Source organism: Pseudomonas citronellolis (assembly GCF_001586155.1).
Taxonomy (GTDB): domain Bacteria; phylum Pseudomonadota; class Gammaproteobacteria; order Pseudomonadales; family Pseudomonadaceae; genus Pseudomonas; species Pseudomonas citronellolis.
Window position 1 is genome coordinate 5,195,535 of sequence record NZ_CP014158.1, and the last position, 24,489, is coordinate 5,220,023.

General features: G+C 68.3%; 19 protein-coding genes and 2 tRNA genes. 11 read left to right on the forward strand and 10 right to left on the reverse strand.

From position 1 onward, the window contains the following. A complete protein-coding gene (dapA, locus tag PcP3B5_RS22795) occupies positions 1–879 on the reverse strand; it encodes a 4-hydroxy-tetrahydrodipicolinate synthase (RefSeq protein WP_043271110.1) in 879 nt (292 codons plus the stop codon). 171 nt (positions 880–1,050) lie between these two features. Between dapA and PcP3B5_RS22800 the strand changes: the two genes are divergently transcribed. Then, positions 1,051–1,608: a glycine cleavage system transcriptional repressor gene (locus PcP3B5_RS22800; protein WP_043271112.1), complete on the forward strand. Its 558-nt coding sequence runs from the start codon at positions 1,051–1,053 to the stop codon at positions 1,606–1,608. A gap of 42 nt (positions 1,609–1,650) precedes the next feature. Continuing rightward, complete coding sequence (locus PcP3B5_RS22805) at positions 1,651–2,124, forward strand: peroxiredoxin (RefSeq protein ID WP_009620610.1); 474 nt, start codon at positions 1,651–1,653, stop codon at positions 2,122–2,124. 192 nt (positions 2,125–2,316) lie between these two features. Here the strand turns inward: PcP3B5_RS22805 and PcP3B5_RS22810 are convergent, their stop codons facing one another. Continuing rightward, on the reverse strand, positions 2,317–3,396 hold the full coding sequence (locus tag PcP3B5_RS22810) for an AI-2E family transporter (RefSeq protein WP_061562497.1): 1,080 nt from the start codon (positions 3,394–3,396) through the stop codon (positions 2,317–2,319). Between the two features lie 50 nt (positions 3,397–3,446). Beyond that, a complete protein-coding gene (locus tag PcP3B5_RS22815) occupies positions 3,447–3,698 on the reverse strand; it encodes a sulfurtransferase TusA family protein (protein WP_009620615.1) in 252 nt (83 codons plus the stop codon). A 216-nt stretch (positions 3,699–3,914) separates the two neighbouring features. On the opposite strand from PcP3B5_RS22815, the gene PcP3B5_RS22820 reads away from it, so the two are divergent. Further along, entirely contained in the window at positions 3,915–5,351 is a 1,437-nt protein-coding gene (locus tag PcP3B5_RS22820) for a M48 family metalloprotease (RefSeq protein ID WP_009620617.1), read from the forward strand. A gap of 401 nt (positions 5,352–5,752) precedes the next feature. Here the strand turns inward: PcP3B5_RS22820 and nadA are convergent, their stop codons facing one another. Continuing rightward, complete coding sequence (nadA, locus tag PcP3B5_RS22825) at positions 5,753–6,811, reverse strand: quinolinate synthase NadA (protein ID WP_009616958.1); 1,059 nt, start codon at positions 6,809–6,811, stop codon at positions 5,753–5,755. Positions 6,812–7,257: 446 nt separating this feature from the next. Between nadA and PcP3B5_RS22830 the strand changes: the two genes are divergently transcribed. Genes PcP3B5_RS22830 through PcP3B5_RS22840 form a run of 3 tightly spaced genes read left to right on the forward strand, consistent with a single transcriptional unit; the run spans position 7,258 to position 9,212 of the window. Beyond that, positions 7,258–8,061 (forward strand): energy transducer TonB, encoded by an 804-nt coding sequence (locus PcP3B5_RS22830; protein ID WP_009616957.1) that lies wholly within the window; start codon positions 7,258–7,260, stop codon positions 8,059–8,061. Between the two features lie 31 nt (positions 8,062–8,092). Beyond that, positions 8,093–8,809 (forward strand): MotA/TolQ/ExbB proton channel family protein, encoded by a 717-nt coding sequence (locus tag PcP3B5_RS22835; RefSeq protein ID WP_043271114.1) that lies wholly within the window; start codon positions 8,093–8,095, stop codon positions 8,807–8,809. A 1-nt stretch (position 8,810) separates the two neighbouring features. Beyond that, the gene (locus PcP3B5_RS22840; protein ID WP_009616955.1) at positions 8,811–9,212 is read left to right on the forward strand and encodes an ExbD/TolR family protein; all 402 of its coding nucleotides are present in this window, start codon (positions 8,811–8,813) and stop codon (positions 9,210–9,212) included. 287 nt (positions 9,213–9,499) lie between these two features. On the opposite strand, the gene gcvT is transcribed toward PcP3B5_RS22840, so the two are convergent. The 5 genes from gcvT to dinB form a co-directional block, all read right to left on the reverse strand. Beyond that, entirely contained in the window at positions 9,500–10,612 is a 1,113-nt protein-coding gene (gene gcvT, locus PcP3B5_RS22845; protein WP_043271116.1) for a glycine cleavage system aminomethyltransferase GcvT, read from the reverse strand. A 93-nt stretch (positions 10,613–10,705) separates the two neighbouring features. Next, positions 10,706–13,567, reverse strand: a complete 2,862-nt coding sequence (gene gcvP / locus PcP3B5_RS22850) for an aminomethyl-transferring glycine dehydrogenase (protein ID WP_043271118.1) — start codon at positions 13,565–13,567, stop codon at positions 10,706–10,708. A 14-nt stretch (positions 13,568–13,581) separates the two neighbouring features. Beyond that, a complete protein-coding gene (gcvH, locus tag PcP3B5_RS22855; protein ID WP_043271120.1) occupies positions 13,582–13,959 on the reverse strand; it encodes a glycine cleavage system protein GcvH in 378 nt (125 codons plus the stop codon). A 265-nt stretch (positions 13,960–14,224) separates the two neighbouring features. Then, entirely contained in the window at positions 14,225–15,751 is a 1,527-nt protein-coding gene (locus tag PcP3B5_RS22860; RefSeq protein WP_061562498.1) for a sigma-54-dependent transcriptional regulator, read from the reverse strand. A gap of 201 nt (positions 15,752–15,952) precedes the next feature. After that, positions 15,953–16,951: a DNA polymerase IV gene (gene dinB / locus PcP3B5_RS22865; protein ID WP_061563330.1), complete on the reverse strand. Its 999-nt coding sequence runs from the start codon at positions 16,949–16,951 to the stop codon at positions 15,953–15,955. A 276-nt stretch (positions 16,952–17,227) separates the two neighbouring features. On the opposite strand from dinB, the gene PcP3B5_RS22870 reads away from it, so the two are divergent. From PcP3B5_RS22870 to PcP3B5_RS22890, 5 genes are all read left to right on the forward strand, one after another. Beyond that, positions 17,228–17,304, forward strand: a tRNA-Met gene (locus tag PcP3B5_RS22870). A gap of 114 nt (positions 17,305–17,418) precedes the next feature. Next, positions 17,419–17,495 (forward strand) — tRNA-Met (locus PcP3B5_RS22875). A gap of 164 nt (positions 17,496–17,659) precedes the next feature. Then, entirely contained in the window at positions 17,660–20,293 is a 2,634-nt protein-coding gene (mprF, locus tag PcP3B5_RS22880) for a bifunctional lysylphosphatidylglycerol flippase/synthetase MprF (RefSeq protein WP_058490887.1), read from the forward strand. 1 nt (position 20,294) lies between these two features. Then, positions 20,295–21,575, forward strand: coding sequence for a virulence factor family protein (locus PcP3B5_RS22885; RefSeq protein WP_061562499.1), 1,281 nt, complete (start codon positions 20,295–20,297; stop codon positions 21,573–21,575). Positions 21,576–21,694: 119 nt separating this feature from the next. Beyond that, positions 21,695–22,258 (forward strand): cytochrome b, encoded by a 564-nt coding sequence (locus PcP3B5_RS22890; RefSeq protein ID WP_061562500.1) that lies wholly within the window; start codon positions 21,695–21,697, stop codon positions 22,256–22,258. 250 nt (positions 22,259–22,508) lie between these two features. Here PcP3B5_RS22890 and PcP3B5_RS22895 read toward each other — a convergent pair whose 3' ends face one another. After that, entirely contained in the window at positions 22,509–24,413 is a 1,905-nt protein-coding gene (locus tag PcP3B5_RS22895; RefSeq protein WP_061562501.1) for a potassium transporter Kup, read from the reverse strand. Positions 24,414–24,489: the final 76 nt, after the last annotated feature.

Here is a 24,489-nt window from a genome sequence, read left to right on the forward strand (position 1 = left end):
TCAGGCCAGCACGCCGGTCTGGCGCATGGCCTGACGCAGCGGCTCGTGGCAACGCGGGCTGAGCCAGGTCAGGGGCAGGCGGATGCCCTCGGGGATCAGGCCCATCTCGTGCAGGGCCCATTTCACCGGAATGGGGTTGGATTCGATGAACAACGCCTTGTGCAGCGGCATCAGGCGGTCATTGATGGCGCGCGCGGCGGCGGCGTCACCGCGCATGGCGGCGGCGCACAGCTCGCTCATGGCGCGCGGGGCGACGTTGGCGGTCACCGAGATGTTGCCCTTGCCGCCCATCAGCATCAGCTCGACGGCGGTGGCGTCGTCGCCGGAGTAGACCAGGAAGTCCTTGCCGACGCGCTCGAGCACTTCCTTGCCGCGCTGCAGGTCGCCGGTGGCTTCCTTGATGCCGATGATGTTCGGCACCTTGGACAGGCGCTCGATGGTCTCCGGCAGCATGTCGCAGGCGGTGCGGCCGGGGACGTTGTAGAGGATCTGCGGGATGGCCACGGCTTCGGCGATGTGGCGGAAGTGCTGGTACAGGCCTTCCTGGGTCGGCTTGTTGTAGTACGGGGTGACCAGCAGGCAAGCGTCGGCGCCGCCGCTCTTGGCCGCTTCGGTCAGTTCGACCGCCTCGCGAGTGGAGTTGGCGCCGGTACCGGCGATCACCGGGATGCGGCCCTTGACCTGGTCGACCACGCGGCGGATGACTTCCAGGTGCTCGGCGACGTCGAGGGTCGCCGATTCACCGGTGGTGCCGACGGCGACTATGGCGTTGGTGCCTTCCTGCAGGTGGAAGTCCACCAGCTTGGCGAGGCTGTCCCAGTCCAGTCGACCCTGAGCATCGAAGGGGGTGACCAGCGCCACCATACTGCCCGCAATCATGCAACCGCTCCTGCCGGAAAAAGAAAGCCGTAATGGTACTGGTGCCACCTGCCTTGCACAAGCTGAGCGCGGCGCCCGGCGCACGCCGGACATTCCCCTGGCGGCCGCTTTTCGCTACCCTTCCCCCTTTGTCGACGCGGCCCTCTTGGCCGCCCATCCCAGGAAAGCTGCATGTCCGCCTCCCACCCCCGTGAACAATTCCTGCTGATCAGTGCCCTGGGGCCCAACCCCATGGAGCTGACCAGCGTGCTCTGCCGCACCTGCGTGGACAACCGCTGCTCGGTCGTCAGCAGCCGCCTGACCCGCCACGGCGAGTTCAGCGCGCTGGTGCTCCAGGTGTCCGGCAGCTGGGACGCCCTGGCCCGCCTCGAGGGCGGCCTGCCGGCGCTGGCCAAGCGCCATGCCTTCACCCTCAGCCTGACCCGCAGCAACGCCCACGTCACCCGCGCCCAGGCCCTGCCCTACGTGGCGTACGTCAGCGCGGTGTACCGCCCGGACATCCTCAACGAGCTGTGCCAGTTCTTCATCGACCACAACATCGAGCTGGAGAACCTGACCTGCGACACCTACCAGGCGCCGCACACCAACACCAGCATGCTCAACGCCACCATCACCGTGACGCTGCCGGCCGGCACCCAGATCAGCTGGCTGCGCGACCAGTTCCTCGACTTCGCCGACGCCCTGAACCTGGACGCGCTGATCGAACCCTGGCGCCCGCAGCACCCGTAAGTCGCCAGTATTTCCAAGGCCGATATTTCCAAGGAGAGCTCCATGGCCGTCGAACTCGACAAACCCGTCGCCGATTTCCAGGCCCCGGCCACCAGTGGCCAGCAGGTGCAACTCTCGGCCCTGAAAGGCCAGCAGGTGGTGCTGTACTTCTACCCCAAGGACAGCACCCCGGGCTGCACCACCGAAGGCCAGGGCTTCCGCGACAAGATCGAGGCCTTCGCCAAGGCCAACACCGTGATCTTCGGCGTCTCCCGCGACGGCCTGAAGTCCCATGAGAACTTCAAGGCCAAGCAGTGCTTCCCCTTCGAGCTGATCAGCGACAAGGACGAGGCGCTGTGCCAGCTGTTCGACGTGATCAAGCTGAAGAAGCTCTACGGCAAGGAATACATGGGCGTGGACCGCAGCACCTTCCTGATCGACGCCAAGGGCGTGCTGCGTCGTGAGTGGCGCGGGGTCAAGGTGCCTGGCCATGTCGACGAGGTTCTTGCCGCTGCCCAGGAGCTGGCCAAGGCCTGAGCCCGCTGCCAGGAAATCCCTCTCCACACCAGGAGAGGGAGCTGTTCGTGCCACCGGGGCGGCCGGCACGGCCGGAGAATCCAATCGCGGACGGAATCCGCTCCTACGCCCGCGCTTCCCTGTAACTGTAGGAGCGGACTCCGTCCGCGATGTAGGACGGAGCGGCCTGGGCTCCCCCGCTCAGCCAAACGCTCACATCATCGGACTGACCTGAGGCTGCGCCTCCGGCTGCCGCGGCCAGGCATCGAGCACCGCCTTGACCAGGGTGGCCAGGGGAATGGCGAAGAACACCCCCCAGAACCCCCACAGCCCGCCGAACAGCAGCACCGCGCAAATGATCGCTACCGGATGCAGGTTCACCGCCTCGGAGAACAGCAGCGGCACCAGCACGTTGCCATCCAGCGCCTGGATGATCGCGTGGGCAACCATCAGGTAGATGAACTGGTCGCTCCAGCCCCACTGGAACAGCGCGATCAGCGCCACCGGCACGGTCACCACCACCGCGCCTATGTAGGGCACCACCACCGACAGGCCGACCAGCAGGGCCAGCAGCGCCGCGTAGTTCAGCCCCAGGGCGACGAAGGCCACGTAGGTGACGCCGCCGGTGATGATGATCTCGATCACCTTGCCGCGGATGTAGTTGGCGATCTGCTTGTCCATCTCCGCCCACACCTGCTTCATCAGCCCGCGCTCGCGCGGCAGGTAGCTGCGGAACCAGTTGTAGAAGCGCCGGCGGTCCTTGAGGAAGAAGAACACCAGGATCGGCACCAGCACCAGGTAGATCATCACGTTGACCAGCACCGGCAGGCCCGACAGGGAGAAGGTCAGCGCCCACTGGCCGAGCTGGCCGAGTTCGTTGCGCGCGGTCTCGATCAGGCGCAGCACCTGCTCCTCGGTGACCATCGCCGGGTAGCGCTCGGGCAGCATCAGCAGCACCGACTGCCATTCGCCGAACATCCGCGGCAACTCGTTGAGCAGGGTGAACAGCTGCTTCCAGATCAGCGGCACCAGCACCAGCAGGAACAGCGCGAGCATGCCCAGGAACAGCGCGTAGACCAGCCACAGGGCGAACAGCCGCGGCACCCGCAGGCGCTCCAGGTGGCCCTGCAGGCCCTTGATCAGGAAGGCGATGACCATGGCCGCGAGCACCGGCGCGAGCATGCTGCCGAAGGCCAGGATGACGGTGAAGCCAAGGGCCAGGATGACCGCCAGCACCACTGCTTCCTCGTCGGAAAAGTAGCGCTGCATCCAGCCTTGCAGAACTTTGAGCATCGGGGTTCCTGCGATCGATGAGGACGCCGTCCCGGGCGTCCGGGGGCGGGTTACTTCTTGCGCAACCAGTAGCGGTACAGGCCGTCTTCGACCTCTTCATGCAGCAACTGGTGCCCGGCCAGCTGGGCGAAGGCGCGGAAATCGCGCTGCGAGCCGGCATCGGTGGCCGTCACCTTGAGCACCTGGCCACTGGCCAGGCGGTTGAGCTCCAGCTTGGCCTTGAGCAGGGGCAAGGGACAATTGAGACCGCTGGCGTCCAGTTCCGCGTCACAAGGAATTTCGGCGGACGAGACAGGTGGCATGGCGACGCACTCCGAGATGGGCGCCCAAGAATACCGAATCCGTTGGAAAAGCCGCCAGGGGCCGGCATGCACGCGGCCTTAAGCGATCCTTCAGGCGCGCGGCCTACAAGGGTTGGACGGCCTTCGCACAGACGGCCGCCGGGCGCCGCCCCGACCTAGGCATGGGCGACGACCTGCGGCTAAAGTAGAGCCTTTCCCGGAACGAGCTCCCTGTACATGAAAGTACTGCGCCCCGCCCTGCTGTCGCTTGCCTGCCTGTTGGCCATGCCCACCCTGGCCGACGACCTGCCCGCCCTGGGCGACGCCAGCTCGTCCATCGTCTCGCCGGAACAGGAGTTCCAGCTCGGCCGCGCCTGGCTGAGCATGCTGCGCAACCAGGTCGACTCGATCAACGACACCCAGCTCAAGGACTTCGTCGAAAGCAGTGTCTACCGCCTGGCGGAAACCAGCGACCTGCAGGACCACCGCCTGGCCTTCATCCTGATCAAGGACCCGCAGATCAACGCCTTCGCCGCCCCCGGCGGCGTCATCGGCGTCAACGGCGGCCTGTTCCTCTACGCCCAGACCGAAGGCGAGTACGCCGCGGTGCTGGCCCACGAACTCGGCCACCTGATCCAGCGCCACTTCGCCCGCGGCCTGGAAGCGCAGAAGCAGATGCAGCTGCCGGTGATGGCGGCGATGCTCGCCGGCATCGTGGCCGCGGCGGCGGGCGCCGGGGATGCCGGCATCGCCGCCATCGCCTCGACCCAGGCGGCGGCGATCCAGAACCAGCTGCGCTTCTCCCGGCAGAACGAACAGGAAGCCGACCGCGTCGGGGTGACCAACATGGTCCGCGCCGGCTACGACCCGCGCTCCATGCCGACCATGTTCGAGCGCCTGGCGCGGCAGTACCGCTACGACGCCAGGCCGCCGGAGTTCCTGCTCACCCACCCGGTGACCGACTCGCGTATCGCCGACACCCGCAACCGCGCCGAGCAGTACCCGCAGGGCGGCAAGGAAGACTCGCTGCGCTACCAGCAGATGCGCGCCCGCGTACAGCTGCTCTTCGAGGAAACCCCGGGCATCGCCGGCAAGCGCTTCCGCGCCATGCTCGACGACAATCCCAAGCTCGACGCCGCGCGCTACGGCCTGGCGCTGTCGCAGATCCGCGTCGGCCAGCTCAACGACGCCCGCGCCACCCTCCAGCCGCTGCTGGCCAAGGCGCCCAACGACGTGGCCTACAACCTGGCCCAGGTCGACCTGGACATCACCTCGAACAAGCTCGGCGACGCTCTCGCCCGGGTCCAGCGCCTGCTCGGCCAGTACCCCGGCAACTACCCGCTGGTCCAGGCCCAGGCCGACATCCTGCTCAAGCAGAACAAGGCCGCCGACGCCGAGAAGATCCTGATCAAGCTGACCCAGGACCGCCCGCTGGACCCGGACGTCTGGAGCCGCCTGGCCGACGCCCGCACCATCGACGGCAACGCCATCGGCGTGCACCAGGCCCGCGCCGAGTACCTGGCGCTGACCGGCGACTACCCCTCGGCCATCGAGCAGCTGGACTTCGCCAAGCGCCGCGCCGGCGGCAACTTCACCCTGGCCGCCAAGCTGGACGCGCGCCAGCAGGCGTTCCGCGAGCAGGAGAAGATCCTCAAGGAGATGATGCGCGGTTGACCGGCCTGGCGGCCGGATCGCGGTCGTAGAAGCGATTGCGGGCTCTTCGTAGGAGCGGACCTTGTCCGCGATAGCCGGACGTTCCGGCGCGATTCGCGGATGAGATCCGCTTACGCCGCCCCACCCGCGCCATTCCCCTGTAGGAGCGCGCCCTGCGCGCGAATCGCGGGCAGGGCCCGCTCCTACAACTCACCATGAGGCATGGCGTCCCCCGTAGGAGCGGACCTTGTCCGCGATAGCCGGACGTTCCGGCGCGATTCGCGGATAAGATCCTACGCGCCGCCCCACCCGCGCCATTCCCCTGTAGGAGCGCGCCCTGCGCGCGAATCGCGGGCAGGGCCCGCTCCTACAGTAAAAGAAAAGCCCGGCATCGCCGGGCTTTTTCATCTCCGCTGGAAGGCTCAGGCGTTGCCCGCCACCTTCAGCCTCGCCGCCTGGGTGAACTCCAGCATGCGCTTGAGCGGGCGGATGGCCCGCGGGATCAGCGCCGGGTCGACGAAGATCTCGCCGCTGCCTTCCTTCAGGCAGGCCAGGGTGCGCTCCAGGGTGTTCATGGCCATCCACGGGCAGTGCGCGCAGCTGCGGCAGGCCGCGCCGTTGCCGGCGGTGGGGGCCTCGATGAACTCCTTGTCCGGGCACAGCTGCTGCATCTTGTAGAAGATGCCGCGGTCGGTGGCGACGATGAAGCGCTTGTTCGGCAGGGTCTGCGCGGCCTTGATCAACTGGCTGGTGGAACCCACCGCGTCAGCCAGCTCTACCACCGCCTCAGGCGATTCCGGGTGGACCAGGATGGCCGCGTCCGGGTACAGCGCCTTAAGGTCTTCCAGCTGCTTGGCCTTGAACTCCTCGTGGACGATGCAGGCGCCGTCCCAGAGCAGCATGTCGGCGCCGGTCTCGCGCTGGATGTAGCGGCCCAGGTGCTGGTCGGGGGCCCAGAGGATCGGCTCGCCGTTGTCCATCAGGTGCTCGACGATCTCCACCGCGCAGCTGGAGGTCACCACCCAGTCGGCGCGCGCCTTCACTGCCGCCGAGGTGTTCGCGTACACCACCACGGTGCGTTCCGGGTGCTGGTCGCAGAAGGCCGAGAACTCCTCCACCGGGCAGCCCAGGTCCAGCGAGCAGGTGGCCTCGAGGGTCGGCATCAGCACGCGCTTCTCGGGGTTGAGGATCTTCGCCGTCTCGCCCATGAAGCGCACTCCGGCCACCACCACGGTCTGCGCCGGGTGCTGGTTGCCGAAGCGGGCCATCTCCAGGGAGTCGGAGACGCAACCGCCGGTCTCCTCGGCCAGGGCCTGGATCACCGGGTCGCAATAGTAGTGCGCCACCAGCACGGCGTTCTGCGCCTTCAGCTCGGCGGCGATGGCCGCGCGGTACTCGGCCTCTTCCTGCGCGCTCAGCACACGGGGCTGCTTGGCGGCGAGGTGGGCCTGGACCAGGAGGCGTTCGGATATCTGCGTCATGTCTTCACTGCACCTGCGGGGGTACGACCAGCTGTGGGGGCGATTTTACATCGCCGCGAAAGCGAGCGCGCGATCTTGCGGGGAAAGCCGCCGGGAGGCAAGCGCCAGGCGGCCGCGGGCTGGCGCGGGCCTGGGTATGGAACTCGGCAACGGCGATGGTTTCGGGGCACCTGGCGACGCCCTGTCGCGAAGGCTCTGGAACGGGCTTCGGCGCCCAGCCCTGCGGGCATATTTTTCATGCCGCAAAGGCATGAAGGCTTCCAGCGGATCGGCCAAGCCCTAGTGCCACGCCGCCTGCAGCGATCCGCACGAATCACTTATTCCTTAAGGAAATTTAAATAAGGCAAACAATTACTTTAATAGCTAAGGCGTTCCCTCAATCATCCAGCCCGTACCCGGTGCCTCCACGGTGCCGCGCTTTCGCTAGAAACCCGAGGAGATCGTCCATGGCCAACCCCCAGCCCGCCGTCGCGCAGGACCCGCTCCTGCGCCACGCGCCCGGTGGCGATATGGTCGAGCTGGGCCGGCCGCTGCGCCCGCCCCTGCAGCTGGTGCGCCACGTGCCGGCGAAACACAGTGTGCTGGGCCGCCGCGAAGCGCTGCTGCTCGGCCTGCTGGTCCTGACCCTGCATGGCTCCGTGGCCTACTGGCTGAGCCAGCAGCCCACGCCCAGGCTGCCCGAGGTGCCGCCGCAGGTACCGCCCATGACCATCGAATTCAGCGCTCCCACCCCGCCGGTGGTGGAACCGCCGCCACCCGAGCCGACGCCGCCGGTGGTGGAGGAACCGCCGCCGCCCGTGGTGGACGAGAACGCGGTGAAACCGCCGCCGCCCAAGCCGATCCCCAAGCCCAAGCCGAAACCGGTGGCCAAGCCCAAACCCAAGCCGGTGGAACAGCCGCCCGCGCCGCCCAAGGCGGAAACCCCGCCGGCACCGCCCGCGCCCCCGGCTCCACCGGCGCCGGCCCCGGTCACGCCGCCCTCGGCCCACGCCGGCTACCTGCACAACCCGGCGCCGGAATACCCGGCCCTGGCGCAGCGCCGCGGCTGGGAAGGCACGGTGCTGCTGCGCGTCCACGTGCTGGCCAGCGGCGGCCCGAGCGAAATCCAGGTGCAGACCTCCAGCGGCCGCGAGGCCCTCGACCAGGCGGCGATCAAGGCCGTGCAGCGCTGGAAGTTCGTACCCGCCAAACGCGGCGACGTGGCCCAGGACGGCTGGGTCAGCGTGCCCATCGACTTCAAACTGAATTGATCTGCGACCCGTTCGCACAGGAGAGAACCCCATGAGTCTGCCCCTCAACCCCGTGGAATCCGTCGAAGGCGCGGTGATCTGGCTGCTGGCCGGCTTCTCCGTCCTCACCTGGAGCCTGGCCCTGGTCAAGGGCATCCAGTTCGGCCGGCAGAAGTCCCAGGACCGCCGCTTCCAGAAGCAGTTCTGGGGCGCCACCAGCCTCGAATCGGCCGGCGAGCAGTCCGCCGGCCAGCCCGGCGCCGGCGCCCGCGTGGCCCAGGCCGGCTTCGCCGCCATCCAGGTGCCGGACGGCAACCAGCATGACCTGGCCCAGTCGATCAACCACCAGGACCGCCTGGAACGCGCCCTGCGCCAGCAGATCCAGCGCGAGCGCCGCTCCCTGGAATCGGGCTTGGCGGTGCTCGCCTCGATCGGCTCCACCTCGCCCTTCATCGGCCTGTTCGGCACCGTGTGGGGCATCATGGAAGCGCTCAAGGGCATCAGCGCCGCGGGCTCGGCGAGCCTGGAAACCGTGGCCGGCCCGATCGGCTCGGCACTGATCGCCACCGGCGTGGGCATCGCCGTCGCCGTGCCCGCGGTGCTGGTCTACAACTACTTCCTGCGCCGCCTGAAGCTCACCGCGGCCGACCTCGACGACTTCGCCCACGACTTCTACAGCCTCGCCCAGAAGAGCGCCTTCCGCGTCATCGTGCACCCCGCCACGGCCCGCAAGCCGGTGGCCGGCAAGAACGTGAAGGAGGCGAGCTGACATGGCCTTCTCGACCCAGGACAGCGACGAGGTTCTTTCCGAGATCAACGTCACCCCGCTGGTGGACGTGATGCTGGTGCTGCTGGTGGTGTTCATCGTCACCGCGCCGCTGCTGACCAACGCCATCCCGATCAACCTGCCCAAGACCGAATCGGTGGCCCCGCCGGAACAGAAGGATCCGCTGGTGGTGAGCATCGACGGCGCCGGCAAGTGGTTCATCAACAAGGACGAAATCCAGCCCGAGCTGCTGCAGGGCAGCCTGGAGGCCGCCAAGGCCAAGGAACCTGAACTGCGCGTGCAGCTGCAGGCCGACGAGGGCGTGAACTACGGCCAGGTGGCCAAGGCCATGGCCTCGATCGAAAAGGCCGGGATCACCAAGCTATCGGTGATCACGGCGCGCTGAGAGGCTCCGCGCGGATCTTCATGTAATACCCCACCGAAACATCCGTTCTTCCAGGTCGCTTTCTTCAACTCAGGCAGGGGAAAGCGGCCTTTTTTTATCTTCGCGAAAGAGCCTTGAGGTCGGACACATCGACCGTAGGGCGCATAACGCCTGCGGCGTTATCCGCCGTTCGGACGCTTCATTTCGCACCCGCATGACCATGGCGCTCGGAACTACGGCGTATAACCGCGAACGGTCATACGCCCTACCCCGCTTTTCGTAGGAGCGGACTCCGTCCGCAATGCTCCTCAACCGCGGTAATACCGCTGCGGCACGAACGGCGTGCGCGCCACCTTCATCGGCACGCGCTTGCCGCGCACCATGGCGAACACTTCGCTGTCCAGCGCGGCATGGGCGCTGGCCACGTAGCCCATGGCCACCGGCGCGCCCAGGCTCGGGCCGAAGCCGCCGCTGCTGACCTTGCCGATCACCGCACCTTGCGCGTCGACTATCTCCGCACCCTCGCGCACCGGCACCCGCTCCTGCGGCAGCAGGCCGACGCGCTTGCTGGCCACGCCTTCGCGCTGCTGGGCGAAGATGCGCTCGGCGCCGGGGAAGCCACCGGCACGCTCGCCATCGGCGCGGCGCACCTTGGAGATGGCCCAGCCCAGGCTCGCTTCCACCGGGGTGGTGGCGCTGTCCATGTCGTGGCCATACAGGCACAGGCCGGCTTCCAGGCGCAGCGAGTCGCGCGCGCCAAGGCCGATCGGCTGCACTTCTTCCTCGGCCAGCAGCGCGCGGGCCAGGGCTTCGGCCTGGGCCACGGGCACGGAAATCTCGTAGCCGTCCTCGCCGGTGTAGCCGGAGCGGCTGACGTTGCATTGCGCGCCCAGCAGCTCGACGCTCGCCACCTGCATGAAGGTCAGGTCCTTCACCGCCGGGGCGAAGCGCGCCAGCACCTCGGCCGCGGCCGGGCCTTGCAGGGCCAGCAGGGCGTGGCTGTCGAACAGCGACTCGATCTCGCAGCGCGCGCCGATGTGCTGGCGCAGGTGCGCCAGGTCCTGGTCCTTGCAGGCGGCGTTGACCACCAGGAACAGGTGGTCGCCGGCGTTGGCCACCATCAGGTCGTCGAGGATGCCGCCCTCGGCGTTGGTGAACAGCGCGTAGCGCTGCTGGCCGAGCGGCAGGTCGAGGATGTCCACCGGCACCAGGCTTTCCAGCGCAGCAGCGGCGTCGGCGCCGCGCAGGCGCAGCTGGCCCATGTGCGACACGTCGAACAGGCCGGCCCGGGCGCGGGTGTGCAGGTGCTCCTTGAGCACGCCCAGCGGATATTGCACCGGCATCTCGTAGCCGGCGAAGGGAACCATCTTCGCACCCAGTTCCAGGTGCAGGTCGTACAGCGGCGTCTTGGCGAGGCTCATGGCGTCTCCTTGGCGAAAAAAAGGCCGCGCCGGCGCATCCGGCGCCCACCGCGGCCACGGCGCCCGCAGGAGCGGGCACAGGGACTTAAGGGTTCACGCGTCCTGGTAGTCGGCGATCGACGGGCAGGAGCAGGCCAGGTTGCGGTCGCCGTAGACGTTGTCCACGCGGCCCACCGGCGGCCAGTACTTGCCGTCCACCAGGCTCGCCAGCGGGTACACCGCCTGCTCGCGGCTGTAGGGGTGCGACCACTCGCCAACCAGCTCCGCCGCGGTGTGCGGAGCGTTCTTCAGCGGGTTGTCGTCCTTGTCCAGCTCGCCGCGTTCCACCGCGCGGATTTCCTCGCGGATGCGGATCATGGCGTCGCAGAAGCGGTCCAGCTCCTCTTTCGACTCGCTCTCGGTGGGCTCCACCATCAGCGTGCCGGCCACCGGGAAGGACATGGTCGGGGCGTGGAAGCCGAAGTCGATCAGGCGCTTGGCCACGTCGTCGACGTTGATCCCGCTGGTTTCCTTGAGCGGGCGCAGGTCGAGGATGCACTCGTGGGCCACCAGGCCGTTCTCACCGGTATAGAGCACCGGGTAGTGCTCTTCCAGGCGGCGGGCGATGTAGTTGGCGCCGAGGATGGCCGCCTGGGACGCGCGCTTGAGGCCCTGCCCGCCCATCATGCGGATGTACATCCAGGTGATCGGCAGGATGCTGGCGCTGCCGAAGGGCGCCGCGCTCACCGCGCCCTGCTTGCGCTCCAGCTGCTCGCCGTGGCCGGGCAGGAAGGGCGCCAGGTGCGCCTTCACGCCGATCGGGCCGACGCCCGGGCCGCCGCCGCCGTGGGGGATGCAGAAGGTCTTGTGCAGGTTCAGGTGCGAGACGTCGCCGCCGAACCTGCCCGGCGCGCACAGGCCGACCATGGCGTTCATGTTGGCGCCGTCGATGTACACCTGGCCGCCGTTGTCGTGGACGATGGCGCAAATGTCGCGCACCGCTTCCTCGAACACGCCATGGGTCGACGGGTAGGTGATCATGATCGCCGCCAGGCGCTCGCGGTGTTCCTCGGCCTTGGCCTTGAGGTCGGCCAGGTCGACGTTGCCGCGCGCGTCGCAGGCGGTGACCACCACGCGCAGGCCGGCCATCTGGGCGGTGGCCGGGTTGGTGCCGTGGGCCGAGGACGGGATCAGGCAGATGTCGCGGTGCCCTTCGCCACGGCTGGCGTGGTAGGCGCGGATGGCCAGCAGGCCGGCGTATTCGCCCTGGGAGCCGGCGTTGGGCTGCAGCGACACGGCGTCGTAGCCGGTGGCGGCGCAGAGCATGGCCTCCAGTTCCGCGGTCATGGCCCGGTAGCCGGCGGCCTGCTCGGCCGGGGCGAAGGGGTGCAGGTTGCCGAACTCGGCCCAGGTGATCGGGATCATCTCGCTGGCGGCGTTCAGCTTCATGGTGCAGGAGCCCAGCGGGATCATGCTGCGGTCCAGCGCCAGGTCCTTGTCGGCCAGCTTGCGCAGGTAGCGCATCAGCTCGGTTTCCGAGTGGTAGCGGTTGAACACTTCGTGGCGCAGGAAGGCCGAGGTGCGCAGCAGCGCTTGCGGCAGCTGGTCGCCGACACTGGCGGCCAGGGCGGCGAAGTCCGGCAGCGCCTGGCCGGCGGCGAACACCGCCCACAGGGCTTCGACGGCGGCCTGCTCGCAGGTCTCGTCGAGTGAGACGCCGACGCGGCCGTCGTCGATCACCCGCAGGTTGATGCCGGCGGCCTGGGCGGCGGCGTGGACTTCGGCGGCCGGGCGCGCGGTGGCGACGCTCAGGGTGTCGAAGAAGTATTCCTGCTCGACCTTGTGGCCCAGCTGCGCCAGGCCGGCGGCGAGGATGGCGGTCAGCCGGTGCACGCGCCGGGCGATATCGCTCAGGCCCTGCGGGCCATGGTAGACCGCGTACATGCTGGCGATGTTGGCCAGCAGCACCTGGGCGGTGCAGATGTTGCTGGTGGCCTTCTCGCGGCGGATGTGCTGCTCGCGGGTCTGCATGGCCAGGCGCAGCGCCGGGTTGCCGAAGCGGTCGATGGAGATGCCGACCAGGCGGCCGGGCATGTCGCGCTTGAAGGCGTCGCGGGTGGCGAAGTAGGCCGCGTGCGGGCCGCCGAAGCCCAGCGGCACGCCGAAGCGCTGGGCGCTGCCGAGGACCACGTCGGCGCCGAATTCGCCCGGCGGGGTGAGCAGGGTCAGCGCCAGCAGGTCGGCGGCCACGGCTACCAGGGTGCCGGCGGCGTGGGCGCGCTCGATCAGCTCGCGGTAGTCGATGACCGCGCCGGTGCTGGCCGGGTATTGCAGCAGCACGCCGAAGTAGGCGGAAAAGTCCTGCAGCGCGGCTTCGTCGCCGACCACCACTTCGATGCCCAGCGGCTCGGCGCGGGTGCGCAGCACGTCGAGGGTCTGCGGGTGGCAGTGCGCGGAGGCGAAGAAGGCCTGGGCGGCCTTGTTCTTCGACAGGCGCTTGCAGAAGGTCATGGCCTCGGCGGCGGCGGTGGCTTCGTCCAGCAGCGAGGCGTTGGCGATCTGCATGCCGGTGAGGTCGCCGATCAGCGTCTGGAAGTTCAGCAGCGCTTCCAGGCGGCCCTGGGAGATTTCCGGCTGGTAGGGGGTGTAGGCGGTGTACCAGGCCGGGTTTTCCAGGAGGTTGCGCAGGATCGGCGCCGGGGTGTGGCAGGGGTAGTAGCCCTGGCCGATGTGGTTGCGTAGCAGCTGGTTCTGCGCGGCGATGGCGCGCAGGTCGGCCAGGGCCTGGGCCTCGCCCTGCCCCGCGCTGCCGTCGAGCACGCTGGTGCCCTTGATGCTGTTGGGGATGACGCTGTCGGTCAGGGCGTCGAGGCTGGCGTAGCCGACCAGTTCGAGCATGGCCTGGGTGTCGGCCTCGCGCGGGCCGATGTGGCGGGCGATGAATTCGTTGCGGGTGCTCAGTTGGACCTTGCTCATGCGGGCTCCCCGGTTCAGGCGCGGGCGGACAGGTAGGCTTCGTAGCCGGCCTGGTCCATCAGGGTGTCGAGGGCGGCGGCGTCATCCAGGCGGATGCGGAAGAACCAGCCGTCGGCCAGCGGCGCCTGGTTGACCAGCTCCGGGCCGTCGATCAGCGCGGGGTTGACCTCGGTGACCTCGCCGGCCAGCGGCATGACGATGTTGCTGGCGGCCTTCACCGACTCCAGCACCGCCACTTCGGCGCCCTGCTCATGGCGGCCGAGCTCCGGCAGCTGGACGTAGACCACGTCGCCCAGGGCCTCCTGGGCATAGTCGGTGACGCCAACGGTCACTTCGCCGGAAGCTTCGAGGCGCAGCCATTCATGGTCGGGTGTGAAGCGCAGGGTGGTCATGGGTCGTCCTCTTGGTCTCGAATCGAGCCGTCGGGTGGCTCGCGATTTTTCCCGGCACGAGAGCAAGGGTGATGCCAAAACCAATAAAACACTTATAAATCAATCAGTTGATTAATATAACCGCCAGGTGCGATCCAGCCTTTGGAACGAAATCATTCCACAAAAACCAACCAGTCTCCTGGCCTTTAGCGCATCAGGGCCCCGGCTGGCGCGGCCGCCGCCAAATGGAACGAAAACGCTCCACCGGAGCGAAATCGTTCCACTCTCAGCGCTCGCCGATCCCGTATTTGCGCAGGCGCTGGCCGATGGCGGTGTGCGAGGTGCGCAGCCGCGCGGCCAGCTGACGCGTCGAGGGGTAGGCCGCGTAGAGCCGTTGCAGCAGCGACTTCTCGAACTGCTGCACGGCCTCCTCCAGGCTGGTGACTTCCTCGTCGGCGGCCTGGCGGGTGTCCAGCTCGGTGCCGGCCACTTCCAGGTCCTCGACGCCGATCACCTCGCCCTCGCCGATGGCCGCGGCGCGGAAGATCTTGTTCTGCAACTGGCGCACGTTGCCGGCCCAGCGGTTGCCCAGCAGCAGCGGATGGGTTTCCGGCGCCAGGCGGCACGCCGGGCGCTGGATCTGCGTGCAGGCCAGGCGCAGGAAGTGCTCGGCCAGCAGCAGGATGTCCTGGCCGCGCTCGCGCAGCGGCGGCACCTGCAGGTTGAGCACGTTGAGGCGGTAGTAGAGGTCTTCGCGGAAGCTGCCCTCGCCAACCATCTTCGCCAGGTTGCGGTGGGTGGCGCAGAGCACCCGCACGTTCACCCGCACCTCGCGCTCGCCGCCGATGCGGCGGAAGCAGCCGTCGCTGAGGAAGCGCAGCAGCTTGGCCTGCAGGTAGGGCGACATCTCGCCCACTTCGTCGAGGAACACTGTGCCGCGGTCGGCCAGCTCCAGCAGGCCCGGCTTGCCGCCGCGCTGGGCGCCGGTGAAGGCGCCGGAGGCATAGCCGAACAGCTCGCTCTCGGCCAGGCTTTCCGGCAGCGCCGCGCAGTTCAGCGCCAGGAAGGGCTCCTCGCGGCGCGCGCTCAAGGCGTGGCAGGCGCGCGCCACCAGTTCCTTGCCGGTGCCGGTCTCGCCCTGGATCAGCAGCGGCGCGTCCAGCCCGGCGACCTTGCGCACCCGCGCCTTCAATTGCATCAGCGGCGCGGAACGGCCGATCAGGCCTTGCAAGCCCTCGGCGTGGTCGTGGTGCAGCAGCGACAGACGTTCGCCGATGCGGCTCGGCGGGTAGAGCGTCAGCAGGCCGCCGTCCAGCGCATCGCCAGTGCCGCGGATCGGCGTGGCGTCCAGCAGCAGCGGCTGGCCACCGAGGCTGACCTCGTGCATCGGCAGGCGGAAGCCCTTCTCCACCAGGTGCTCGGCCAGGCCCGGTTCATCGAACAGGGTAGACAGCGACTCGCCGGCCGGCTGGCGGCCGCACAGGTCGATCAGCCGCGGGTTGGCGAGGAGCACCCGGGCCTGGGCGTCCACCGCCAGCACCGGGTCGCCCATGGCCGCCAGCAGCGCGTCCAGGTGCAGGCTACGGCGCTGGCCGGGGAGCATGTCGACGATCTGCACCGAGAGCACGCCGCGCACCCGCAGCAACGCGCCGTGCAGTTCGTGCAGCACTTCCTGGCGCAGCTCGGGGGCGTCTATATAGACGTTCGGCGGCACCATCTCCACCGCGTCCAGATTCAGGTTGCGCGCGCCCAGCAGCGCCAGGACTTCCTGGGTGATGCCGACGCGGTCGGTGAAGGTGACGTGGATTCGCATGCTCGGGGCCCTGGCTACGCGCTGCGCATGATCGGACTTTTACCCAACGCCGGCAACGCTCAGAACCTGTCTACGAGCTCGCGAGCTAGAGCAGAACAAGGCAAAAACAGGGGAGGGAGCGCAGTTTAGTCCACTAAATGAGCATCACTCGCCTGTTTTTAACGCAGTTATGCCGACGCGCAGCAGATCGTAGGCAGGTTCTCAGAACAGGCTGAGTTGCTCGGCCCTGCCACGCAGGTCGACCAGGCGCACGCCCACGCCGATCAGCCGCACCGGCCGCTCGCCGCGCTGGAAGGCCTGGGCCAGCAGCAGCCGGTAGCTGTCCAGGTCGCGGCTGGCGTTGGCCTGCTCCAGGGTGGTCTGGGTGAAGTCGTGGAACTTCAGCTTGACGAAGGGCTTGCCCGGCCGGTAGCTGGCGTCCAGGCGCTGCATGCGCCGCTGCAGTTCGTCGAGCAGGCCGGGCAGCTCGGCCAGGCAGGCGTCGACGTCGGGCAGGTCGCGGTCGAAGGTGTTCTCCACGCTGATCGACTGGCGCCGGCTGTCCACCTGCACCGGGCGCTCGTCGATGCCGCGGGCGAGGTTCCACAGGCGCTCGCCGAAGCCGCCGAACTCGCGCACCAGCGCCAGGCGCGACCAGTCGCGCAGTTGCCGGCAGTCCTGCACGCCCAGGCGCGCCAGCTTCTCGGCGGTGACCTTGCCCACGCCGTGGAGCTTTTTCACTGGCAGCGCGGCGACGAAGTCCTCGACCTGCTCCGGGGTGACCACGAACAGGCCGTTGGGCTTGCGCCAGTCGCTGGCGATCTTGGCCAGGAACTTGTTCGGCGCCACCCCGGCGGACACCGTGATGCCCAGCGACGACCAGACGCGCCGGCGGATGTCCTGGGCGATCAGCGTGGCGCTGCCGGAAAACTGCTGGCAGTCGCTGACGTCGAGGTAGGCCTCGTCCAGGGACAGCGGCTCGATGAGGTCGGTGTAGTCGCGGAAAATCCCGTGGATTTCCCGCGACACGCCTTTATAGACGTCCATGCGCGGGCGCACGATGGTCAGGTCCGGGCACAGCTTGACCGCGGTGCGCATGGCCATGGCCGAGTGCAGGCCGTAGACGCGCGCCTCGTAGTTGCAGGTGGCGACCACCCCGCGCTTGTCCGGCGAGCCGCCCACGGCCAGCGGCTTGCCCGCAAGGCTCGGGTCGTCGCGCATCTCGATGGCGGCGTAGAAGCAGTCGCAATCGATGTGGATGATCTTTCGCTGCCGGGAACTCAACGCGGAACCTGCTCGGAGGGGATAGCGCCGGAACTCGGAGGAGATACCCCGTCCGTTCCTGCGCATTAGCTGAAGGCTTCCATGGTAATGCAAAACGGCGCGAACGCCTGCGCCGCCCGCCCGCTGCGGCCCCGCTTCGCTAAGCATCTGAAGAAAAACCAGTTTTTCTGAAAAAACGGTTGACAGGGTGGCCGTCCTGAGTAGAATGGCCGCCGCGGGATGGAGCAGTCTGGTAGCTCGTCGGGCTCATAACCCGAAGGTCGTTGGTTCAAATCCAGCTCCCGCAACCAACATAGAAAAAGGCCACTCTTCGGAGTGGCCTTTTTCGTTTGCGCTCAATTTAAATAATTGATCGGAAAGCAGAAATCGATTGACAGGGTGTTCATCCCGAGTAGAATGGCCGGCGCGGGATGGAGCAGTCTGGTAGCTCGTCGGGCTCATAACCCGAAGGTCGTTGGTTCAAATCCAGCTCCCGCAACCAACATAGAAAAAAGCCACTCTGCGGAGTGGCTTTTTTCGTTACAGCGGAAAAAGACCGAGCCTGATCCAGGCCGCGGCCCCCATAATTGCAGTCATTTGTTCCCATGGACTTGGGAATTCGCGCGGGTGCCCCCACCTGTCGCGCAACAGCCATTGAGGTGCCCGATGCGCGTCGACTCCACCGCGCCTGAGACTCCGGAAACTGCCAGCGCTCCTTCCCGCCCGCGCCTGATCGAACGGCTCGGCGCCCACCGCCAGGCCATCGGCGTCGGCGTCACCCTGCTGCTGTTCGCCCTGGCGCTGGTGGCCTGCTACCACCTGCTGCGCGACATCGACCCCTATTCCCTGCACGACGCCCTGCTGGACATCCCCGGCAACGCCCTGCTCGGCGCCCTGGCCGCCACCGTGGCCGGCTTCGTCTGCCTGCTCGGCTACGAATGGTCGGCCACCCGCTTCGCCGGGGTGAAGCTGCCGCTGCCGACGCTGCTCACCGGCGGCTTCAGCGCCTTCGCCATCGGCAACGCGGTGGGCCTGTCGATGCTCTCCGGCGGCTCGGTGCGCTACCGCCTGTACGCCCGCGCCGGGCTGAACGCCATGGAAGTGGCGCGCATGACGCTGTTCGCCAGCCTGTCCCTGGGTTGCGCGCTGCCGGTGCTGGCGGCCATGGCGGCGCTCAGCGACCTGCCCGACGCGGCCCTGGCGCTACGCCTGCCGCAGTGGCTGGTAGCGGTCCTGGCAGTAGCGATCCTGGCCTTCTGCGTGCTGCTGGTGATCGGCATGGAGCGGCGCCGCGAGGCGGAACAGCCGTCGCCGGACAGCCAGCTGATCCGCATCGGCCGACGCTCGGTGCGCCTGCCGGGCCTGCGCCTGTCGCTGCTGCAGCTGCTGATCACCGCGCTGGACGTGGCCGCCGCCGCCACCGTGCTCTACCTGCTGCTGCCCGAGGCGCCGCCGTTCGGCGCCTTCCTGCTGGTCTACATGATCGCCCTGGCCGCCGGCGTGCTCAGCCACGTGCCCGGTGGCGTCGGGGTGTTCGAGGCGATCCTGCTGGCGGCCTTCTCCGGGCAGATCGGCGCCGCGCCCCTGGCCGCCGCGCTGCTGATGTACCGCCTCATCTATGTGGTGCTGCCGCTGCTGCTGGCCTGCCTGCTGCTGCTGGTGGTCGAGGCGCGGCGCATGCTCCTGGCGCGCCAGGCCATGCGCGTGGCCTCCGGCCTGGCCGCGCCGGTGCTGGCGGTGCTGGTGTTCATTTCCGGCATCGTCCTGCTGTTCTCCGGCGCCACCCCGTCCATCGACACCCGCCTGGAGGAGCTGGACTTCCTGGTCCCGCACCGCCTGGTGGACGCCTCGCACTTCGCCGCCAGCCTGATCGGCGTGCTCTGCCTGCTGCTGGCCCAGGGCCTGCGCCGGCGCCTGTCGGCGGCCTGGGCGATCACCCTGGTGCTGCTGCTCAGCGGCGCGGTGCTGTCGCTGCTCAAGGGCGTGGACTGGGAGGAAGCGTCGATTCTCGGCGTCACCGCCCTGCTCCTGGCGATATTCCGCCGCTCCTTCTACCGCCGCAGCCGGCTGATGGAAGTGCCCTTCTCGCCGCTGTACCTGGCCGCCGCCGGCTGCGTGCTGGCCAGCTCCATCTGGCTGTTCCTCTTCGCCTACCAGGACGTGCCCTACAGCCACGAGCTGTGGTGGCAGTTCGCCCTCGACGCCGACGCCCCGCGCGGCCTGCGCGCCCTGCTGGGCAGCTGCCTGCTGCTGGCCGCGGTGGGCCTGACCTGGCTGCTGCGCACCTCGCCGCCAGCGATCCACGAGCCAACGCCCGAGGAACTGGACCGCGCCGCCGCCATCCTCGCCCGCTCCGAGCAGCCCGACGGCGGCCTGGCGCTGTCCGGCGACAAGGCCCTGCTGTTCCACCCGAGCCAGGACGCCTTCCTCATGTACGCCCGCCGCGGCCGCAGCCTGGTGGCGCTGTACGACCCGATCGGCCCGACCCAGGCCCGCGCCGAGCTGATCTGGCAGTTCCGCGACCTCTGCGACCTGCACCACGCGCGCCCGGTGTTCTACCAGGTGCGCGCGGAGAACCTGCCGTTCTACATGGACATCGGCCTGACCGCCCTCAAGCTCGGCGAGGAAGCGCGCGTGGACCTGCAGCGCTTCGACCTGGAAGCCAAGGGCAAGGACATGAAGGACCTGCGCTACACCTGGAACCGCGGCCAGCGCGACGGCCTGGCCATCGAGTTCCACGAAGCCGGGCAGGCGCCGCTGGACGAGCTGCGGGCGATTTCCGACGCCTGGCTGGGCGGCAAGGCCACCCGCGAGAAAGGCTTCTCCCTGGGCCGTTTCACTCCCGAATACCTGCGCTACTTCCGCGTCGCCGTGGTGCGCCATCAGGGTCGCGCGGTGGCCTTCGTCAACCTGCTGGAAACCGCCAGCCACGGGCTGGCCAGCCTGGACCTGATGCGCGTGGTGCCGGACGCGCCGAAGATGACCATGGAATTCCTCATGCTCGGCCTGATCCTGCACTACAAGGAGCACGGCTACGCCCGCTTCAGCCTCGGCATGGTGCCGCTCTCGGGCCTGCAGCCGCGCCGCGGCGCGCCGCTGGCCCAGCGCCTGGGCGCGCTGGTGTTCCACCGCGGCGAACAGTTCTACAACTTCCAGGGGCTGCGTCGCTTCAAGGACAAGTTCCAGCCCGACTGGGAACCCCGCTACCTGGCCGTGCCCGCCGGACTGGATCCGCTGGTGGCGCTGGCCGATACCGCCGCCCTGATCGCGGGCGGCCTGTCCGGACTGGTGAAACGCTGATATGTCGAAACGTCGCTGGCGCCTGTTGGCCATCGTCCTGCTGCTGATAGTCGCCGCTGCCGCCGCAGCCGTGGCGCTGTGGTTCCACCCGCTGTCCCAGGCGCGCCTGGAGCACGGCAAGTTGCCCGACGGCAGCCCGGTGAGCCTGGCCATTCCCGCCCGCCATCCGACCGCCACCGTGCTGTTGGCGGTGCCCCAGGACAACAAGCTGGACGACGCCCAGCTGCTGGCCCTGGCCCACGACAACGGCGCCCGGGTAGTGCAGTTCCTCTTCCCCGACAACGACTGCGTGGCCCAGCAGCACCGCGTGCAGGCCGCGCTGAACCTGCTCGACGCCCAGCCCACCCTGGTCGCCGGCGTGCGCCAGGGCGGCGCCTGGGCCTGGCGCTGGCTGGCCGGGCAGAACAGCGACAAGGCCAAGGCCCTGTCGGTCGGCTTCGCCCTCGACAAGCCCGACTGCGCCGCGCCCAAGCTGCCGCAGAGCGCGCCCCACGGCCACTGGACCGCGGCCTGGAACGACAACCCGGACGACGGGACCGCGCGCTTCGCCCGCACCCAGCAGAATGCCGAGACCGTCATCGCCAACTACTACGACAGCCTGCCGGTGGTCCTCGACGACCAGCTCAAGCGCCTGATCCAGGGCAGCGGCGACGACTTCCCGGTGGTCGAGGTGCCGGCCGCCAAGCCGTCGCCCACCGTCACCCTGTTCTATTCCGGCGACGGCGGCTGGCGCGACCTGGACCGCGACGTCGCCGGGCAGATGGCCGAGCTGGGCTACCCGGTGGTGGGCATCGACGCGCTGCGCTACTTCTGGGAGCACAAGAGCCCCGAGCAGAGCGCCGCCGACCTCGCCCTGCTGATGCAGCACTATCGCGAGAAATGGGGCGCCACCCACTTCGTGCTGGCCGGCTACTCCTTCGGCGCCGACGTGCTGCCGGCCATCTACAACCGCCTGCCCGAGGCCGACAAGCAGCAGGTCAGCGCCGTGCTGCTGCTGGCCCTGGCGCGCAGCGGCAGCTTCGAGATCGAAGTGCAGGGCTGGCTGGGCAAGGCCGGCCAGGAAGCCGCCACCGGCCCGGAACTGGCGCGCATGCCCGGGCCCAAGGTGCTCTGCGTGTACGGCATCGACGAGAAGGACGAGAGCGGCTGCACCCAGCCCCAGGCCATCGGCGAGAACCTCGAACTGCCCGGCGGCCATCACTTCGACGAGAACTACCCGGCCCTGGCCAAGCGCCTGGTCAACGCCATTCGCGCGCGCCAGGTGCCGCCGAACGAGTCCTGAGCCGAAGGCTGGCTTACACTTCAGGCATTGGCTGCGTCTTCAGCCTGGCTTCAGGCTGCGGACGCAAGCTGCCCCGACCCGCCGCCACGAGCGGGACAGCCTGAAGAGAAGGAGTTTCCATGAGCCAGCCCCCCTACCCGCGCCGCTACGGCAGCCTGTCCATCGCCCTGCACTGGCTGATGCTGGTGCTGATCGCCGGCGTCTACACCTGCATCGAACTCAAGGGCAACTACCCCAAGGGCAGCGACACCCGCGCCCTGCTCAGCCAATGGCATTTCATGCTCGGCCTGAGCGTGTTCTGCCTGGTCTGGCTGCGCCTGATCGGCCGCTTCATCTACCCCACCCCGCCGATAGTGCCCGCCCCGCCGGCCTGGCAGATGCTGCTGGCCAAGGCCGTGCACGTGGCGCTCTACGCGATGATGATCGGCCTGCCGCTGGCCGGCTGGACCATCCTCAGCGCCGCCGGCAAGCCGATCCCCTTCTGGGGCCTGCAACTGCCGCCGCTGGTGGCGGAGAACGCGGACCTGGCCAAGCAGGTCAAGGCCGTGCACGAGACCGTCGGCAACATCGGCTACTTCCTGATCGGCCTGCACGCCGTCGCCGCGCTGTTCCACCACTTCATCAGCCGCGACAACACCCTGGTGCGCATGCTGCCCGGCGCCGGCGAGGCGCGGCCGGAGTAACCGCGCCATCCCGCACCTGCGCGCGAATCGCGGACGGAGTCCCGTAGGATGGGTTGAGCTTGCGAAACCCATGCGGTTGCGGTGATGGGTATCGCTTCGCTCAACACCATCCTACGAAAAGCCGTGCATCCTGGAACCGTAGGAGCGGACTCCGTCCGCGATCGGCCGATCCCATGCACGGTCGCTTGGCGAGCCCCCAGAACGAAAAAGCGCGCCCTCAGGCGCGCTTTGTCTTCCCCAGCAAAACCACTCAGATCTCCACCTGCGTCCCCAGCTCGATCACCCGGTTCAGCGGCAGGTTGAAGTAGCGCAGGTTGCCGTTGGCATTCTTCAGCAGGAAGGCGAACAGCCCCTCGCGCCAGCGCGCCATGCCGATGCGCCGGGACGGGATGACCGTCTCGCGGCTGAGGAAGTAGGTGGTGCGCATGGGGCTGAAGTCCAGCTCGTTGAGGTGGCAGTACTTCAGCGCCGCCGGGATGTCCGGGTCCTCCATGAAGCCGAAGTGCAGCAGCACGCGGAAGAAGCCCTCGCCGTAGGCATCCACCTCGAAGCGGCGGTCGGTGGCGACCCGCGGGCTGTCTTCGTTGACCACCGTGAGCAGCACCACCTGCTCGTGCAGCACCTGGTTGTGCAGCAGGTTGTGCAACAGCGCGTGGGGCACGGCGTCGGAGCGCGCGGTGAGGAACACGGCGGTGCCCTGCACGCGGTGCGGCGGCTGCGAGCGGATGCTGGCGATGAACAGCGGCAGCGGCAGCGAGCCTTCGTCCAGGCGCTCCACCAGCAACTGGCGGCCGCGCTTCCAGGTGGTCATCAGGATGAACAGGGCGATACCGGCCACCACCGGGAAGGCGCCGCCCTGCACCACCTTCGGCAGGTTGGCCGAGAAGAACAGCACGTCCACCAGCAGCATCATGCAGAAGAACGGAATGGCCAGCCACAGCGGCCACTTCCAGTGCAGCCAGAGCACCACGCCCATCAGCAGGGTGGTCACCAGCATGGTCCCGGTCACCGCCACGCCGTAGGCCGAGGCCAGCGCCGCGGACGACTCGAAGCCCAGCACCAGCAGCACCACGCCGACCATCAGCGCCCAGTTCACCCCGGCGATGTAGATCTGCCCCTGCTCCTGGCTGGAGGTGTGCTGCACGAACATGCGCGGCACGAAGCCCAGCTGGATGGCCTGGCGGGTCAGTGAGAAGGCCCCGGAAATCACCGCCTGGGAGGCGATCACCGTGGCCACGGTGGACAGCGCCACCATCGGCAGCAACGCCCAGGACGGCGCCAGCAGGTAGAAAGGGTTACGCGCGGCCTCCGGGTTGTAGAGGATCATCGCGCCCTGGCCGAAGTAGTTCAGCACCAGGCCCGGCAGCACCAGGGCGAACCAGGCGCGGGAAATCGGCTTGCGGCCGAAGTGGCCCATGTCCGCGTACAGCGCCTCGGCGCCGGTCAGCGCCAGCACGGTGGCGCCGAGGATGGCCACGCCGATGCCCGGATGGACGATGAAGAAGTTCGCCGCCCAGTAGGGGTTCATCGCGTTCAGCACCACCGGGTGCTGGTAGATGCCGTACAGGCCGAGCGCGCCCAGCACCACGAACCAGATCACCATCACCGGGCCGAACAGGATGCCGATGCGCGCCGTGCCATGGCGCTGGATGAGGAACAGGCCGACCAGCACGATCAGCGCCAGCGGCACCACCCAGTGCTCCAGGCCGTCGAAGGCGATCTCCAGGCCCTCGATCGCCGAGAGCACCGAGATCGCCGGGGTGATCATGCTGTCGCCATAGAACAGCGAGGCGCCGAACAGGCCCAGCACCACCAGCACCGAGCTCAGCCGCGGGTAATCGTGGGCGGCGCGGCGCGCCAGCGCGGTCAGCGCCATCACCCCGCCCTCGCCCTGGTTGTCAGCGCGCAGGACGAAGATCACGTACTTGATCGAGACCACCCAGACCAGCGACCAGAAGATCAGCGAGAGGATGCCGAGGATGGCGTCGTGCCCCACCTGCACGCCGTAGCCGCCGACGAAGACTTCCTTGAGCGTGTACAGCGGGCTGGTGCCGATGTCGCCGTAGCAGACGCCCACCGCGGCCACCATCATGCCCAGGGCGGAGCTTGAATGGTTTTCCTGCTGCTCCGCGGTTCCAGCGCTGGCGTTGGACATGTAACAAAATTCCTCTAGGAAAAATTCGGCGCATCCTGCGCCGACGGGCCCGGCGATGCAAGAGCCACGAAAACCT

Bases quoted from the DNA above. Each gene is read 5' to 3' on its own strand.
- dapA (WP_043271110.1), bottom strand. From the start codon at position 879: ATGATTGCGGGCAGTATGGTGGCGCTGGTCACCCCCTTCGATGCTCAG.
- nadA (WP_009616958.1), bottom strand. From the start codon at position 6,811: ATGACGCAGATATCCGAACGCCTCCTGGTCCAGGCCCACCTCGCCGCC.
- dinB (WP_061563330.1), bottom strand. From the start codon at position 16,951: ATGCGCGACGACCCGAGCCTTGCGGGCAAGCCGCTGGCCGTGGGCGGC.
- PcP3B5_RS22895 (WP_061562501.1), bottom strand. From the start codon at position 24,413: ATGTCCAACGCCAGCGCTGGAACCGCGGAGCAGCAGGAAAACCATTCA.
- PcP3B5_RS22830 (WP_009616957.1), top strand. From the start codon at position 7,258: ATGGCCAACCCCCAGCCCGCCGTCGCGCAGGACCCGCTCCTGCGCCAC.
- PcP3B5_RS22810 (WP_061562497.1), bottom strand. From the start codon at position 3,396: ATGCTCAAAGTTCTGCAAGGCTGGATGCAGCGCTACTTTTCCGACGAG.
- PcP3B5_RS22890 (WP_061562500.1), top strand. From the start codon at position 21,695: ATGAGCCAGCCCCCCTACCCGCGCCGCTACGGCAGCCTGTCCATCGCC.
- gcvH (WP_043271120.1), bottom strand. From the start codon at position 13,959: ATGACCACCCTGCGCTTCACACCCGACCATGAATGGCTGCGCCTCGAA.
- PcP3B5_RS22805 (WP_009620610.1), top strand. From the start codon at position 1,651: ATGGCCGTCGAACTCGACAAACCCGTCGCCGATTTCCAGGCCCCGGCC.
- PcP3B5_RS22820 (WP_009620617.1), top strand. From the start codon at position 3,915: ATGAAAGTACTGCGCCCCGCCCTGCTGTCGCTTGCCTGCCTGTTGGCC.
- gcvT (WP_043271116.1), bottom strand. From the start codon at position 10,612: ATGAGCCTCGCCAAGACGCCGCTGTACGACCTGCACCTGGAACTGGGT.
- PcP3B5_RS22840 (WP_009616955.1), top strand. From the start codon at position 8,811: ATGGCCTTCTCGACCCAGGACAGCGACGAGGTTCTTTCCGAGATCAAC.
- PcP3B5_RS22835 (WP_043271114.1), top strand. From the start codon at position 8,093: ATGAGTCTGCCCCTCAACCCCGTGGAATCCGTCGAAGGCGCGGTGATC.
- PcP3B5_RS22885 (WP_061562499.1), top strand. From the start codon at position 20,295: ATGTCGAAACGTCGCTGGCGCCTGTTGGCCATCGTCCTGCTGCTGATA.
- mprF (WP_058490887.1), top strand. From the start codon at position 17,660: ATGCGCGTCGACTCCACCGCGCCTGAGACTCCGGAAACTGCCAGCGCT.
- PcP3B5_RS22815 (WP_009620615.1), bottom strand. From the start codon at position 3,698: ATGCCACCTGTCTCGTCCGCCGAAATTCCTTGTGACGCGGAACTGGAC.
- PcP3B5_RS22860 (WP_061562498.1), bottom strand. From the start codon at position 15,751: ATGCGAATCCACGTCACCTTCACCGACCGCGTCGGCATCACCCAGGAA.
- PcP3B5_RS22800 (WP_043271112.1), top strand. From the start codon at position 1,051: ATGTCCGCCTCCCACCCCCGTGAACAATTCCTGCTGATCAGTGCCCTG.
- gcvP (WP_043271118.1), bottom strand. From the start codon at position 13,567: ATGAGCAAGGTCCAACTGAGCACCCGCAACGAATTCATCGCCCGCCAC.